The organism is Butyrivibrio proteoclasticus B316, from assembly GCF_000145035.1.
GTDB classification, from domain to species: domain Bacteria; phylum Bacillota; class Clostridia; order Lachnospirales; family Lachnospiraceae; genus Butyrivibrio; species Butyrivibrio proteoclasticus.
On the sequence record NC_014387.1, the window covers coordinates 2,418,945 to 2,435,147 of the forward strand.

Annotated in this window: 11 protein-coding genes; all 11 read right to left on the reverse strand. The window is 42.0% G+C overall.

Features of this window, described 5'->3' with window-relative positions:
- Nucleotides 1-18 precede the first annotated feature (18 nt).
- The gene (gene rsgA, locus BPR_RS10070) at nucleotides 19-990 is read right to left on the reverse strand and encodes a ribosome small subunit-dependent GTPase A (RefSeq protein ID WP_013281374.1); all 972 of its coding nucleotides are present in this window, start codon (nucleotides 988-990) and stop codon (nucleotides 19-21) included.
- A gap of 4 nt (nucleotides 991-994) precedes the next feature.
- Nucleotides 995-3,073: a Stk1 family PASTA domain-containing Ser/Thr kinase gene (pknB, locus tag BPR_RS10075; RefSeq protein ID WP_013281375.1), complete on the reverse strand. Its 2,079-nt coding sequence runs from the start codon at nucleotides 3,071-3,073 to the stop codon at nucleotides 995-997.
- Entirely contained in the window at nucleotides 3,066-3,830 is a 765-nt protein-coding gene (locus tag BPR_RS10080) for a Stp1/IreP family PP2C-type Ser/Thr phosphatase (protein WP_013281376.1), read from the reverse strand. Before BPR_RS10080 ends, pknB begins: the two co-directional genes overlap by 8 nt.
- A 53-nt stretch (nucleotides 3,831-3,883) precedes the next feature.
- On the reverse strand, nucleotides 3,884-4,942 hold the full coding sequence (rlmN, locus tag BPR_RS10085) for a 23S rRNA (adenine(2503)-C(2))-methyltransferase RlmN (RefSeq protein WP_013281377.1): 1,059 nt from the start codon (nucleotides 4,940-4,942) through the stop codon (nucleotides 3,884-3,886).
- Between the two features lie 6 nt (nucleotides 4,943-4,948).
- Nucleotides 4,949-6,301, reverse strand: a complete 1,353-nt coding sequence (gene rsmB, locus BPR_RS10090; protein ID WP_013281378.1) for a 16S rRNA (cytosine(967)-C(5))-methyltransferase RsmB — start codon at nucleotides 6,299-6,301, stop codon at nucleotides 4,949-4,951.
- An 11-nt stretch (nucleotides 6,302-6,312) separates the two neighbouring features.
- A complete protein-coding gene (gene fmt, locus BPR_RS10095; RefSeq protein WP_013281379.1) occupies nucleotides 6,313-7,308 on the reverse strand; it encodes a methionyl-tRNA formyltransferase in 996 nt (331 codons plus the stop codon).
- Nucleotides 7,309-7,311: 3 nt separating this feature from the next.
- Nucleotides 7,312-7,803, reverse strand: a complete 492-nt coding sequence (def, locus tag BPR_RS10100) for a peptide deformylase (RefSeq protein WP_013281380.1) — start codon at nucleotides 7,801-7,803, stop codon at nucleotides 7,312-7,314.
- Between the two features lie 131 nt (nucleotides 7,804-7,934).
- The gene (priA, locus tag BPR_RS10105) at nucleotides 7,935-10,196 is read right to left on the reverse strand and encodes a replication restart helicase PriA (RefSeq protein WP_013281381.1); all 2,262 of its coding nucleotides are present in this window, start codon (nucleotides 10,194-10,196) and stop codon (nucleotides 7,935-7,937) included.
- A gap of 6 nt (nucleotides 10,197-10,202) precedes the next feature.
- Nucleotides 10,203-11,690 carry a UDP-N-acetylmuramoyl-L-alanyl-D-glutamate--2,6-diaminopimelate ligase gene (locus tag BPR_RS10110; RefSeq protein WP_013281382.1) on the reverse strand — a complete coding sequence of 496 codons (1,488 nt, stop codon included), beginning with the start codon at nucleotides 11,688-11,690 and terminating at the stop codon, nucleotides 10,203-10,205.
- Nucleotides 11,691-11,920: 230 nt separating this feature from the next.
- Nucleotides 11,921-13,768 carry a single-stranded-DNA-specific exonuclease RecJ gene (gene recJ / locus BPR_RS10115; protein ID WP_013281383.1) on the reverse strand — a complete coding sequence of 616 codons (1,848 nt, stop codon included), beginning with the start codon at nucleotides 13,766-13,768 and terminating at the stop codon, nucleotides 11,921-11,923.
- A gap of 160 nt (nucleotides 13,769-13,928) precedes the next feature.
- Nucleotides 13,929-16,196 carry a protein translocase subunit SecDF gene (locus tag BPR_RS10120; protein WP_013281384.1) on the reverse strand — a complete coding sequence of 756 codons (2,268 nt, stop codon included), beginning with the start codon at nucleotides 16,194-16,196 and terminating at the stop codon, nucleotides 13,929-13,931.
- Between the last annotated feature and the right edge of the window lie 7 nt (nucleotides 16,197-16,203).

Below are 16,203 nucleotides of genomic sequence, written 5' to 3' on the forward strand. Positions count from 1 at the left end.
ATAGTTATCTTTTCCCTCTCAGCGTCGCGCCTTTTTGCTGTAATCAGGTCGCATATTCTTGAGTTCTTCATAGAGAACCTTATAGTTGTCATATCTGACTTTTGCTATCTTGCCTTCTGCTATAGCTCTTTTTACTCCGCAATCTGGTTCAGCAATATGAGAGCATCCGCCGAACCTGCATTCTGGCTCATATTCAGCAAATTCAGGATAGAACTGCATAAGGTTATCCGGAGTGACATCCCTCATCTCAAGAGATGTAAATCCCGGAGTGTCGATCACATATGTATCACATGTAGTTCCCTCTCCATCTGCACTTCCATCTACATTGATATCTACATTTCTATCAACATTATCAGACAATTCCTCAACAAAGAATAGTTCTGAATGCCTTGTGGTATTCTTGCCTCTTTCTATTTTGCGGCTGAGATCTCCTGTCTGCATCTGTGCATTAGGAACAAGCTTGTTTAAAAGAGATGACTTACCCACTCCACTTGGTCCTGCCAGAGTAGTAGTCTTGCCCTTAAGCAGTTCCTTGAGCTCATCCAGTCCCTTTTCTTCTATTACGCTTATAAAGAGAACCTTGTAGCCACACTTCTCGTAGGCATCGTGCAGTTCCTGCTGCTCACTGGCTGTAGCAATATCCTGTTTGTTAAAGCAGATGATAACAGGAAGATTTTGCTGACGCATCATAATAAGGAATCTGTCCAAGAGGTTATAACTTGGATTAGGCTTAACTATCGCAAACAAAATAACCGCCTGATCCACATTGGCAACAGGCGGTCTAAGTAGCTGATTTTTTCTGGGAAAGATTTCTGTAATGTTTCCCAGTTTCTTTTCCTCGTCGATGATATCAATTTCCACATCATCGCCCACCAGCGGTTTCAAATTGGTTTTGCGGAATATGCCCTTTGCCTTACATTCGTATACCTTTTCTTCATAAGTCTCTACGTAGTAAAACCCGGCAATTCCCTTAAGAATTCGTCCCTTCAAAGGCTTAATTCTCCTGTGTAAAAGTAACTGCTCTTGTTACTGTTATCTCTTTGGTCTCTCCACCAACAGTCTCTCCTGCTTCATTGGTAGTTGTAGGTGATGTTGCTGTATAAACAAATGTCAGAGTTCCTGTAGGAGATGTAATTCCCTTGGAATTCATCTGAATAGGAAAATCTGAAGTAGTTGTATTAAGAAGTGTTGTTCCATCTGAAGTAACAAGTGTCACATGAACTGAAATTCCAGCCTGATAGTTCTCGCCCTCAGTAGGTGCGGAAATATCTGAAACATAGCTGTATGTAACAGTTGCAGGGCCTGTAGAAAGCTCCATGTTGATCACTGTGCCCTCAGATACTGATGTTCCATAAGCAATACTCTGTGCGCAGATAAGACCTGTAAGATTAGGGTCTTCATTGCTGGTCTCAACAACAGAACCTGCTGTAAGTCCGGCTTCTACCAGCATGATAACAGCCTCTTCAGAAGTCTTGCCGATAACATTAGGAACTGTAACCTGTCCATCTGCCTTGGCTGTAGAAACAGCTGCGGTAGCATTTCCTGCAGAAGCATTAGCTCCTGTGCTGACAAATACACTTATCGTTGCTCCGCTCTTTGCTCTGTTACCTGCTGCCGGATTAGTATATGATACAAGGTCCTTGGCAAGGCTGCTGCCTGCATCCTCACCTTTTTCAACCTTAAAACCTTTTTCATTGAGGGTTGCTACAGCCTCAGCATATGATTTGCCGGAAACATCAGGAATTATGATTCCATCAGCTGTTTCCTCCTGGGCTGCTCCTGAGCTTGCCTCAGAACTTGCTGCAACACTTGATCCTTCTGCTCCGGCCTCAGAATTGCCTACAAGACCGAGCTTTCTTCCGACGAGCAACAGCCCCATAAATCCAATGAGAACTGCAAGCACTATAGCCATAGCGATAGTAAGCTTCTCTATTCTGCCTGCTCCCTGTGGATTCTGCTTACGATATCTGTCGCGATCCCTGTCATATCCATAGAAATCGTCATCTTCGTCGTAGTCTCGTCTAGTTCTTCTGCGATCCCTGTCTCTGTCGCGGTCTCTGTCTCTATCTCTGTCGCGATCATTGTAATGACTGTCATCTTCCTCATAATCGCGAAGTTCTTCATCCTTAAGTCTCATCTTCTCAGTGTCTGAGAATCTGCCTGTACCATTTTTAACAGAAGAAACCTCCTCTTCAGAAGCAACTCTTGTGGCACCCTCCTCATCAGGATTTGAAAGAGATACAAAATCCTTGTCAGGTGTTATAAGTGAACGCTTAAGGTCTGCAATAAGCTCTGCTGCGTTCTGATATCTTCTGTCAGGACTCTTCTGGCAGCACTTGAGAACAATTTTCTCTACACTGATTGGAATCTCATCATTATAATCTGCAGGAGTAGGTAATTCCTCCTGAATATGCTTGATAGCTATAGCCACAGTTGTGTCACCGTTAAAAGGAACACGACCTGTCAACATCTCAAAGAGAGTAATACCCAGTGAATAAATATCACTCTTGGCATCACTATAGCCGCCTCTCGCCTGCTCAGGTGATGTGTAATGAACTGATCCCATAACATTGGAAGTGATAGTATTACTGGTCGCTGCCTTGGCTATACCAAAATCAGTAACCTTAACCTTACCTTCCTTGGAAATCATTATGTTCTGAGGCTTGATATCTCTGTGGATAATGTTGTTGTTATGTGCAGCCTCAAGACCCATAGCTACCTGAATAGCGATACTTACAGCCTCTTTGACTGATAGCCTTGATTTCTTTTCAATGTACTTTTTAAGAGTAATACCGTCAACAAGCTCCATTACAATGTAATTGACACCATCTTCGTCACCTACATCATAAACATTAACGATATTTGGATGCATAAGCCCTGCTGTAGACTGTGCCTCTACACGGAACTTGGAAACAAAATTCTCATTTTCGGAGAATTCCTGTTTGAGTACCTTAACAGCTACAAGGCGGTTAAGCTTATGATCTTTTGCTTTATAAACATCGGACATGCCGCCGGTGCCAATCTTCTCAAGCACTTCATAGCGGTCTCCGATCACCATTCCTAACTTAATCATTTAGTCCTCCGTCATGTGCCGCTTCATCAGCAAACGGCTCTATAAGGATAACAGCTATATTATCCTTACCCCCATTGTTATTAGCCGCAACTACAAGCTTCTGGGCTTTCTCGATAATATCTCTTTGCCCACTTACTATCATGCGAATTTCTTCGTCCTCTAACATATTTGTAAGTCCGTCAGAGCACATGAGAACTATATCCCCTCTGTTCAATTCCACATTAAAAAAGTCAACGTCCACGGTTTCATCCGCACCGATGGCCCTTGTAATAATATTCTTGTCAAGGGAATGTCTGGCTGTCTCTCTGTCGATACCGCCCATTCTGACCATTTCCTCAACAAGAGAATGATCTCTTGTAATCTGGGTAATCTTGTCGCCACCAATGACATAAAGTCTTGAATCCCCAACATTAGCGACCTGTAAATATCTTCCTAGAACAGTACATGCAACAACAGTTGTACCCATACCAAAAAGCTTGGGATCTTCAGAAGCCTTGATCCTGAGTTTGGTATTGGCTGTCTTGATAGCCTTCTCCAAAATCTTGATCGGGCTCTGCTCAAAAGACTTCTCTATCTCTTCAACCATAGTGTCTACCGTAAATCTGGAAGCATAGTCCCCTGCGTTATGACCGCCCATGCCATCAGCTACAATAAACACATTGGATAGATTACCAATCTTCCTGTCTGAAGAAAACACATAATCCTGATTCAGTTTTCTCTTTTTTCCAATGTCCGTAACGGAAAAAGTCTTTAACAAAAAAGCTCCCTCCAACCCTGTCTTTTTTCAATCAACACAAATAAGCAGAAATACTAATTCTCCTCCAAATGTCGCCTGCGAAGCTGTCCACAGGCTCCATCAATATCTCTGCCCATTTCTCTTCTAATAGTAACATTTATTCGGCTTTTTTCAAGTTTATTTTTGAAGCCTAGAGCTCCAGCGCGGTCTGTAGGCTTAAAGTCTCTCTCCTTAATAGGATTGACCGGAATAAGGTTAACTACACAATTAAATCCTGATAATAAGTCCGTTAATTCTCTTGCATCCTCGTCAGTATCATTGACACCGGCAACAAGTGAATACTCAAAAGTAAGCTGCCTTCCTGTCTTGTCAAAATATGTCCTGCAGGCATCAAGAACCTCATGGATCTCATACTTGTTGGCAATAGGCATGAGTTCTTTACGCTTATCATTGTTGGACGCATGAAGTGAAAGTGCGAGATTGATAGCCAGGTTCTTATCTGCAAGTCTCAATATATTAGGCACTATTCCACAGGTTGAAACCGTAAGATTTCTCTGGCTCATGTTAAGGCCGTCTTCATTGGTCAAAAGATCTATGAATCTCAGAAGGTTGTCATAGTTATCCAGCGGCTCACCACTTCCCATTACTACAACTCTTCCAACCTTCTCGCCTGTAATTCTGGAGATAGCATATATCTGATCGAGCATCTCAGAAGGCAGAAGATTTCTAACAACGCCATCAATCGTTGATGCGCAGAACTTACATCCCATGCGGCATCCAACCTGAGACGAGATACAGACGCTGACACCAAACTTGTATTTCATAAACACACTCTCGATCATATTTCCATCCGAGAGGGCAAACAGGAATTTCTTGGTATCATCCAGTTTGGACTCCTGTACCAGTTCGCTTTTAAGTGAAACGAAATCGAACATTTCCCTGCATTTTTCTTTTAATGATTTGGGAATATTGGTCATCTCATCATAATCTCTTGCAAGCTTGACGTGCATCCACTCATAGAGCTGTTTGGCTCTGAACGCGGGCTCGCCTGCCTCCTTGATCAAAATGGTGAGTTCATCAAGTGTAAGTGACTTGATATCAATTTTCCCATTTATTCCTTGTATATAACTCATAAATAATCAAATCCTCTTGAGCTTGGCTATGAAGAAGCCATCTGTTCCATATTCTCCGGGAATCAGCTGTATATATCCTTTTGAAGCGCTTTCCCTAAGAGGCTCAGGAAGCTTGTCTGTAAAATCTTCCAGTTTAAAAGGAAGTTCATTGCATATCTTCCTGACCATTTCCTCATTCTCTGCCTTGTTGACAGTACATGTTGAGTATATAAGTGTTCCGCCAATCTTGACATAATCCCAGCAGGACTTAACAATCTCCCACTGAAGTTTCGTCAGCTCTTCAAGTCCCTTGGGCTTAATGTTGTGCTTGATATCGTTCTTGCGCCCTAGTATGCCAAGTCCCGAGCATGGAACATCCAGTAAAAGAATATCCGCCTGGCTCTTAAGTTCCTCGTCATGTATCTTGGCATCATTAACCTTGATATTAACATTATTAAGTCCAAGCCTTAGTGCATTGTCCTCAATAAGCTGAATCTTTTTATCTGAAAGGTCTCTTGAGTAAACTGTTCCATCCGGATAAACCCTCTCAGCAGCATGCATGCTCTTGCCTCCGGGAGCAGCGCATACATCAATGACAACCTGCTTGTTCTGAGGATCAGCCACTTCTACTACGAGCATAGAGCTCACATCCTGAACTGCAAACTGACCTTCCTTAAATCCCGGAAGATACTTGATATTATCAGTCTTCTCAAGTTCAAGGGCATAAGGTAAAAGAGAATTTGCTCTGACGGTTGCTCCCGCTTCCCCCAGGTTCTGTTCAAGTTCCTGCACTGATATGCTCTGTGGCAGATTTCTGGTCACTCTGATAGTAGTAGGCCTTGGTGATAAAAAGAATTCAAGCATCTTTTCAGTCTTATCAAAACCATATTCGCCTATCCACATTTCGCACAGCCACTCAGGCATCGAATACATCACAGATAAATAGTCTGTTCCACCGTTTTCTTTTTTATCCGGATATTTGATCTGGTCCTTGCCGCGTGAAACATTGCGCAGAACGCCATTCACAAATCCCTTAAGGCCGGCAAACTTATGCTTGGCAGCAAGTTTAACAGCCTCATTACATGCAGCGCTATCAGGTACTGAGTCCATGAACATTATCTGATAGGTGCTCATTCTCATCAGAGCTCTTATAAATGGCTGCATCTGTCTGACAGGCGTTTTGGCATATGAATCAATAATGTAATCTATCTGGATATTTCTCTCAAGGCATCCTTCTGTAACTCTTTTGATAAAAGATTTATCTCTTGTATCAAGATAGTCGTATTTTTCCAGAGTGTCCTTTAAAAGGGATGGCTTTCTATTGCCATCCCTGTCATATTCTATAAGTATATTTAAAATTATTTCTCTTATATTTATCATAATGTTATTGTTTAGTCCCCTAATTTAGCCCCAACCTCGAGCTTGTATCCCATAAGAAAATCTTTAACCGGCATTCTCTTCTTGCCTTCAAGCTGGACTTCAAATATCTGAAGGTATCCATCTCCTGTAAGTACAACAAAAGAATCCCTGAGTACTGCCATAACAGTACCATAAGCTTTATCATCCAGCGCCTTAGCTCTAACGCCATCCTTGTCATCACCAAGTTCCTTGGCCATCTGCCTGAATTCAAGCTCCATAAGCGCCTTGGCTCTCCAAATCTTGAAGCTCTTTTTGTTAAGAGAAGTATAAGCACTTGGCCATGGATTAAGGCCTCTGACAAGGTTTCTGAGCTTATCTGCATCATCGCTCCATTGGATCCTGCCCATATCCTTGCTGAGCTTACCGCACTTGGTAGCCCTATCCTCATCCTGAGGAACTGGTGTTATCTCGCCTCTTTCAAGCTTGGGCAATGTCTCAACTATAAGCTCTGCTCCAAGTGCAGAGAGTTTATCAAAAAGACCTCCCCCGGTCTCATCCTCCGCAATAGGAATAGTTCTCTGTGTAAGAATATCGCCTGTATCCATTCCGGCTGCCATCTGCATGATCGTAACACCTGTCTCTTTGCGGCCATCTAGAATAGCCTGCTGAATAGGTGCTGCTCCTCTGTACTCTGGAAGAAGTGATGCATGAATATTAACGCATCCAAGCCTTGGAATATCCAGAATCTCCTGTGAAAGAATCTGGCCAAAGGCTGCGACAACATAGATATCAGCATCATATTTACGGAGCTCAGCTACATTTTCAGGTAGCTTGATCCTGACCGGCTGAAATACAGGAAGTCCATGCAAAAGCGCACACTCTTTGACATCTGATACCTGAAGCTCTCCGCTTCTGCCCTTGGGTTTATCCGGCTGTGTTACAACAAGTACAACCTCATGGCCTGCCTCGATTATCTTCTCCAGAGCAGCCCTTGCAAAATCGGGAGTTCCCATAAAGACTATCTTCATATATTATTCTTCCTCTTCCTGCTGTGCTATCAGCTCTTCATTATCAACAAGTTCGCCCTCAACCTTATCGACATACATTTTTCCATTGAGGTGATCATTTTCATGCTGAATAGCTCTTGCAAGAAGCTCTTCTCCCTCGATGATAAATTCATTTCCATCAAGATCAGTAGCCTTTGCCTTAACATAGTTAGCTCTCGTAACAATACCCGACTTACCCGGAACAGAAAGACATCCTTCATATCCTGTCTGCTCACCGCTTGTCTCAAGGATCTCCGGATTGATGAATACCATAGGATCTTCTCCTGTAACATCAATTACGAAAATTCTCTTCAAAATACCTACCTGTGGAGCAGCAAGTCCAACGCCATTAGCTTCATACATAGTCTCAAGCATATCTTCCACAAGCTCTTTTATTCTAGGTGTGATTTCCTTGACTTCCTTACAGTTCTTGACAAGAACATCATCACCGATTTCTCTGATAGTTCTAAGTGCCATCTTTTTCTCCTTACTAGAATGCAAACCTTATGATAACGGGATTGTTCAAAATATTACTTGCTTCCCACAATCCTATCACATCAATATAAAGTATACCACAGGATAAAGATTGGGTAAAAGAGCCATGAATATCAGAAGCCGTTTACAGGGTCGAAATCAAACTGGACTGAGATCTTTTTGAGTTTTCCCATGTCTTCTAACTGGTGGATGTATTTTTCCAGCATGTCTTTGTAGGCGATAAGCCCATCGTAGTCATCCATTTTAACGTAGACTGCCATTCTGTAGACATCGTTTATCTTGCCTATGGCAGCTGATGCAGGTCCAATAAAGATAGCACCATCTCTTTTGTTTTGCTCCATTATTGCACGGAGCCTTGTAGCAAACTGCATTCCCAGATCTTCATCATAGCTAAGTATCTGCACCGACATCATATGTGATATAGGCGGATAACGCAGAAGATCCCTGTAGGCTATCTCTTCTTCATAAAAAGCCTCATAGTCCTGTCTGGACGCTGTCTGAACACTATAATGCTCAGGCTCATAGGTCTGAATGACAACATTTCCCGGCTTCTCTCCTCTTCCGGCTCTACCTGCAGCCTGTGTCAGGAGCTGGAAAGTTCTCTCACTTGCCCTGTAATCACTTGCATGAAGTGACATATCCGCCGCCAGTATTCCTACCAGTGTGACATCAGGGAAATCATGTCCTTTTACTATCATCTGTGTTCCTACAAGGACATCTGCTTCTTTGGATGCAAAGGCTGAAAGAATCCTGTCATAGCTTCCTTTAGTCCTCGTTGTATCAGCGTCCATTCGAAGCGTTCTGGCATTGGGCCACATCTTCTTAACTTCATCCTCTATCTGCTGAGTTCCTGCCCTGAAGGATGAAACATACTTGGAAGAGCACTTAGGACATATTTTAGTAAGAGGCTGCTCATAGCCACAGTAATGGCATACAAGCCTTCCTCCCCTGTGCTCTGAAAGAGACACATCACAGTGTGGACATTTAAAGACATAGCCACAGGATCTGCAGGACACAAAGCCTGCAAGGCCTCTTCTGTTAATGAACAGCATAGCCTGCTCACCCTTATTAAGCCTGTCTTCCATAAGTTCCTGAAGGCGTCTTGAAAAGATCGATCTGTTGCCTGTTCTGAGTTCCTCTCTAAGATCTGCTATTTCAACCTGAGGTAACGTTCCTCCTGTCAGTCTTCTCTTTAATTCAAATAAATGATACTGCCCTGTAGTTGCTCTATAGTAGGATTCAAGTGAAGGTGTGGCAGATCCCAGAACAACACTTGCTCCACCCGGAACTAACTTAGCAAGCTCAATGGCAGTTTCACGAGCATGGTATTTGGGCATGGACTCACTCTTATAAGAAGATTCATGCTCTTCATCAATTATAATGATTCCTGTGTTTGGAAAAGGTGTAAAAAGAGCTGACCTTGGTCCGATGATTATATCTATATCCCCGGTTCTTGCTCTCTCCATCTGATCATACTTCTCTCCTGGTGAAAGAGAAGAATTCATTACTGAAACTCTGTCTCCGAAATGTCTGTAGAATCGCATCAGAGTCTGATAGGTAAGAGCAATTTCCGGAATAAGCACTATTGCCTGCTTACCTCTTTTTATGATTTCATCAATAAGCGCTATATAAACTTCGGTCTTGCCGCTTCCGGTAATACCGTGTATAAGATATGTATCTCTTTTGCCCGCATCATAGTCAGAAATAAAGCTATCTACTATCCCCTGCTGTTCAGGGCTCAGTTCTTTGGCTCCATATCTGTCTGAATCACCGGCAATCGGCTTTCTATAGTATTCTTCCTCATCAATCCTGATAACGCCCTTTTCAGCAAGGCTCTTAAGAGTTGCAGCCGTGACATGGAGTTTTTGAGTTATCAGCTCATATGGTATCCTGTCATCCGGGGCTAAAAGTAGCTCAGCAAGTATCCTCTCTCTTGCCTTCTGATTCTTTTTGGATGCACATTCGTAGTAGTACTCCCTTGCCTGCCTCAGATCCATGCGAAGAGATACAAATTTATGCTTCTGTATATTCTGTTTTTTGGTCGCAGGAAGGACTGTCTTAAGAGCAGCTATCATGGTTGAGCCATAATATCTTTTCATCCAGGCTGCAAGCCTAATAGAGATATCTTCGGCTCCAAGCTTGTCTTCCGGAACCGCAGCTATCTCTTTAATCTTGTCAGGATCCCAATTGGGTTCATCGGTCAGTTCAAGTACATACCCTTTTCTCATGGTATTGCCCTTACCAAAAGGTACTTCAACCGGACAACCGACTTCCACTTTGTCTTTTAATCTGTCCGGGATACGATACTGAAATAACCGATCAACCTTCTCATGAGATATATCTATTATTATGTTTGCGTATTCAAGGGCAGTCATAGATTATTACTTGCGCTCCTGTAAAATCTCCTGAATGATCACTCTCTCGTCCATAGGGTATTTAACACCCTTGATTTCCTGATAGTCTTCATGACCTTTACCTGCAAGAACAATTATATCACCCTGCTCGCCATGGTCTATCGCATATCTGATGGCTTCTTTTCTATCTGTAATCTTGATATATTTGCCATCAGTCTTCTTCATGCCTGTCTCAATATCATTCATGATATCTTCAGGCTCTTCATATCTTGGGTTATCAGATGTTATGATCGTGAAATCAGAATACTTACCGCTGACTTCACCCATCTCAAAACGTCTGAGCTTACTCCTGTTACCGCCGCATCCAAAGACACTGATAAGTCTGTTAGGATGATAATCGCGGAGAGTAGTAAGAAGGCTCTTAAGTGCCATTGCATTATGAGCATAGTCTATCATCAGAGTAAACTCATCAGAAACCTTGACCATCTCGATTCTGCCCTTAACCTTGGCATCCTTAAGTGCAGGAGCTATCTCCTCAGGTGTACATCCAAGTTCCTGAGCAACAGCTATAGCGCAGAGAGCATTGTAAACACTGAACTTACCTGGTGTTCTGATCTCTGCATGCATATTGATAAGTCCTTCTGTATCAAAGAATACGCCAAGCTCACCCGGTTTGCGAATATAAGCAAGGTTGATTGCTCTAAGATCAAGTCCTTCGCCAAAGCCATAGGTATATGCCTTACATGTATGTCCCTCAAGAATATCATCAGTGTGAATGTCATCGCCATTGCAGATTCCAATTCTGCACTGTTTGAACAAAAGTCCCTTGCAGTGCATATAATCTTCGAAATCCTTGTGTTCGTTAGGGCCGATATGATCAGGCTCGATATTAGTAAATATTCCAATATCAAAGATAAATCCCTGAGTTCTATGAAGCATCAGTCCCTGAGATGAAACCTCCATAACTACGCTGTCACAACCTGCTTCTACCATTCTGGCCATGTACTCCTGGAGGGCAAAAGACTCAGGTGTGGTATTCTCAGCATGAATGTGCTCTTCACCGATAATAACCTCGATAGTTCCAATAAGTCCAACCTTATGGCCGGCATTCTCCAGCATATTTCTGATAAGGTATGTTGTTGTAGTCTTGCCCTTTGTCCCTGTGATACCGATAGTCTTGAGTTTTCTGGCCGGATGATCAAAATAGGCAGCGGATATGAACGCCATCGCATACCTTGTATTTTCCACTCTGATAACTGCAATTTTGCAATCACCAGGAAGTTCAACATCATGCTCTACTACGATTGCAGCAGCTTTCTTATTGGCAGCTTCCATAGCACATGAATGACCATCAAAGTTTGCGCCTTTAATACATATAAAAAGAGATCCCTCGGATATTTTTCTGTTATCGTTGACAACATCCTTGATTTCAACCTTGTCCGCATCCAGTATTTCTGCGGAATTTCCAGCTGTAACTGTGCATTTTAACTCCTCTAATAATTTAGATAGAATCATTTTTCCACCTCCGTTTAAGCACTTTTTAAACTTAATTTATGATTAATTTAAGTTAATAATTAACTAATTTAGATTAATTCTAATTTTTATAATTTTTTCACATTTTATTCACATTTTTTTGATAATATAATATTCAAGAAGTGAGTACAACCTACTCACTATCTCCCCCTCATAAGAAACCGCAGACACACGCTGACGCGTGTGTTTTTGTGGTTTATGGGGTTCTTTTTTTATAAAAAGTCATTCATAACAAATTGAAGGCTTTCTCTTCCCTGATAGCTGTTAATATCGGGATAATAGGCTACATTTACTTTCATTGAACCATCAGTATTTCCGCTATACAGATCATCGACTGCGTCATGTCCAAATTTCTCAGACAGATAATCGTGCCATTTATCCATATCTCCAAAATACATCATTTCATAAATTCTGCCGCTTTCATCTGTAACACGGTATTTACCGCAGTTCCTGTTCTTACCAAGAATGCGTCCGGATAAAAATACTACGTCTCTCTGCGCAAAAATCGGTTTGGTATTACCATTTCCAAAAGGTTCAAGGCGCTCAAATTCGCGGACAAGGTCAATATCTGCATATTTAAGCGGCATTACCATATCAATATGAAGAGTTGGCTCAAAATCTCCGGCAGCAAGGTCACAGTTCTGATTTAACCTATCCTTTAGAATATCTATATTCTCTTCAGGCAGGGATAAACCGGCAGCCATCTTATGTCCGCCAAATTTAGTAAACAGCTCCTTGCAGGCTGAGAGATTCTCATACATATCGTACTTATCTATTGATCTTCCTGAGCCCTTTGCTCCTCCATCGGCAGCCTTGGTCAGTACTATTGTAGGTCTGTAGTATTTCTCTTTGACCTTACCGGCAATTATACCGGCAATTGATTCATGTACATCGGGAAGATAGATAACAAGAACCTTGGGAAGTTCTCCAGCATAATCAGCCTTCTGCTCTTCCACTATTTCTATCGCCCTGTCAACGCCCAGTTTGGTCATATCCTTGCGGCTATCATTGAGCTGCTTGAGGTTTGCTGCCATCATGGCTGCCTCATTCTCATCCTCTTCAAAAAAGAGTTTAAGTGCACGCTCTGCAAGATCTAGTCTTCCGGTAGCATTAAGGCATGGCCCAAGAACAAAGCCATAGTGATAGCATAAAATTTTCCCTTCATCTAAGCTATTCTGATGAATGAGAGCTCTAAGTCCGACATTTTCTGTATGACCTATAAGCCTAAGTGATTCCTTGACGATCACTCTGTTCTCGTCCTTAAGTTCCATTACATCGCAAACAGTAGCTAGACCTGCATAAATAAGCATCTCGGTAAAATAATTACCAAGTTTGTCACTGCTGTCCTCGAAAAATTCAGATAAAACCTGCATAAATTTGTACGCTACAACTGCTCCGCAGATTTCCTTGAATGGATAATCTCCATCAGCTCTCTTTGGATCAATTACTGCATCAGCTGGAGGAAGAATCTCCACTCTTGAGTCTTCCTGATCGCCTGTAATATCAGAATTAGGCTCGCTTATCTCAAATGGTACTTCATGATGATCAGTAACAATAACTGTCATGCCCTTATCCTTGGCATGTGCAATCTGCTCACTTGCTGCTATACCATTATCACAAGTAATAATGGTGTCTATTCCTGCTTGTAAAGCCTCGTCAACAAGCTTGATACTAAGGCCATATCCATCCTTGACTCTGTCAGGAAGGACATAGTCTACCTGAGCTCCTAAAAGTTCGAGGCCTCTGGCAAGAATATATGTTGAACAGATACCATCAACATCATAGTCTCCAATTACCCTGATCTTGTCTCCTGCCTGAATCCTCTCATACATTATACGAGCACCAAGATCCATGTCAGCCATAAGTCTAGGATCATGAAGAAGTGATAAATCTCCATCAAGGTATCTGCTAACTGCCTCGTCTGAGCAGTCTTCTGCTTCTGTTTCTCTGCTATTTATCAGTCTGTTAGCTATGAGCCTTGCAGTAATATTCCTAATGCCAAACTTACCGGCGAGTCTGTCAAAATCGGCTTTCTTATTAGCCACCATCCATTTTGCCATAAATTACCTCAACTTAATATATTAAAAAATGCGTAGTACTATGAAAAATATGTATTTCAAACATACTTAACAGCTTTGTTTAATACTAAATGTAATTCATTTAGTATTAAACAAAACGAGCCGACTCCCGAGTGGAAGTCGGCTCTGTAAATATTCTATGTTATGCTGCCTGCTTTGTAAACAGTGTCTTGAACTTAGTCTTAAGGTCATACCACATAGGTGACGCAATAAAGATTGAAGAATAAGTACCACAGATTACACCAACCATAAGAGGAAGTGCGAAAGCCTTTATATCAGCAACACCAAATGCATAAAGAGCACATACTGTGAAGAATGTTGTAGCTGATGTGAACAAGCTTCGTGTAACTGTCTGAGCTACACTTCCGTTAACAAGATCTGCGTATTCCTTCTTGCTAGTTGCATTAGCAAGGTTCTCTCTGATACGGTCGAAGGTAACGATTGTATCGTTGATAGAGTAACCGATGATTGTAAGTACAACAGCTATGAATGTGTTACCTACTGCATATCTTGTAAATGCATAAGATACAATTACGATAAGTGCATCATGAGCAAGTGCGATAATAGCAGCAGCACCGAACTTGATATCCTTGAATCTGATCCAGATATAAATGAGCATACATACAAGTGATACTAAAAGAGCAATAATAGCATCAACTCTCATCTCGCTACTGATAACTGAACTGATTGTCTCTGCTGCAATGTTGTCAGCTGATACTTCGTAGTTATTAACAAGTACATCTTCTACTGCCTCTCTCTGCTTAACATCAAGAGTTGATGTCTTGAAGATAACCTGATTTGTGCCTGTAACTGTCTGAATCTGGATCTGATTGATTCCAGCAGCCTTCTTGATATCCTCAGCTACTGTCTTCTCAAGATCAGCAAGTTCCTTGGCTTCTGAGAAAGTAACTGTTGTAGATGTACCACCTACGAAATCAAGGCTGTAATTGAATGCTCCCTTGCCCTGACCTGCGTTAACACCCATTGCGATGAAGCCTGCAATAACAATTGCACATGATACTCCGTAGAATACCTTTCTCTTGCCAACGAAATCAAACTTAACAGGAGCCTTAGCCTTACCATAGAGAACAGGGTTCTGGAGGCCGATTCCATATAAGAGTGAAGTGATTGTTCTGGTAATAACAAGAGCAGTGAACATTGAAAGGACAATACCAAACATAAGAGTTATAGCAAATCCCTTAATTGAACCTGTTCCCAAAATGAAGAGCCAGAAAGCAACGATAAATGTTGTAACGTTACCATCGATGATAGATGAAAGAGCCTTGTTATATCCGGCCTTTCTGGCTTCATTAACATCCTTACCACCGGCAATTTCTTCCTTGATCCTGGAGAATACAAGAACGTTAGCGTCAACCGCCATACCGATTGAAAGAATAATACCTGCAATACCAGGCAGTGTAAGTGTCTGCTCAAATGCTGAGAGCATGAACACCATAAGTGATGAATAGAATGCAAGTGCAAGTGTTGCAGAAAGACCAAGTACTCTGAAGAATACGATCATAAATACTGCAATAAGTGCAAAACCAACAGCTGCTGCATAAAGTGAAGTTCTGATAGCATCTGAACCAAGCTGAGCACCTACTACGTTAGAACGAAGTTCGTTAAGCTGAAGCTTAAGTCCACCGATTCTGATCATTGATGCAAGATTTGCAGCATTCTCGTAATCTGTCATTCCTGTGATAACAGCCTTACCATCTGTAATAGCAGCCTGAACCTTAGGAACGCTAATGAACTGACCATCATAGTAGATACCGATGCTCTCACCATTAGCATAAGCCTTGGTTGTAGCCTCTGCAAACGCAGCTGCTCCGGCATCTGTAAAGTCAAGAGATACTACAGGCTCATTTCCGCCGTATGAATCCTGCTGGTATACAGCCTGTGCTGTCTCTACATCTGAACCTGACAAAACAATTGAACCATCTGCCTCAAGTTCCTCTATAGTCTTACTGAGTTCATAAGTGTAGAAAAGGCCATATGTTGAATCAAGCTTGTACTCATAGTTTGGATTGCCCTCTGAATCTGTCTGAGCAATAAAGTACAAGTTACCTGGCTGGCCAAGCTCTTCCAAAATAGCATTGGCATCTGATACACCAGGAATCTCAATGTTAATTCTGTTAGAACCTTCCTGATAAACAAGTGACTCTGTGCTGTACTGATCTACACGCTGCTGGAGCTTGTAAATTGTATCAGACATGTCCTCTTTGTCAGGATTCTCATCCCCAACTACTTCATAAGTGATGCTGACACCACCTGCAAGATCAAGTCCTAAAGGAATACTGGACAGAGATCCTGACTTGTCCGAACCAAGTCCTACAACTGCTGAATATCCAAGTCCCCCAAGGAGAGCCAGCATAAGGATTAGTCCGATGACTGATTTTAAGCGTTTCATACTAAAA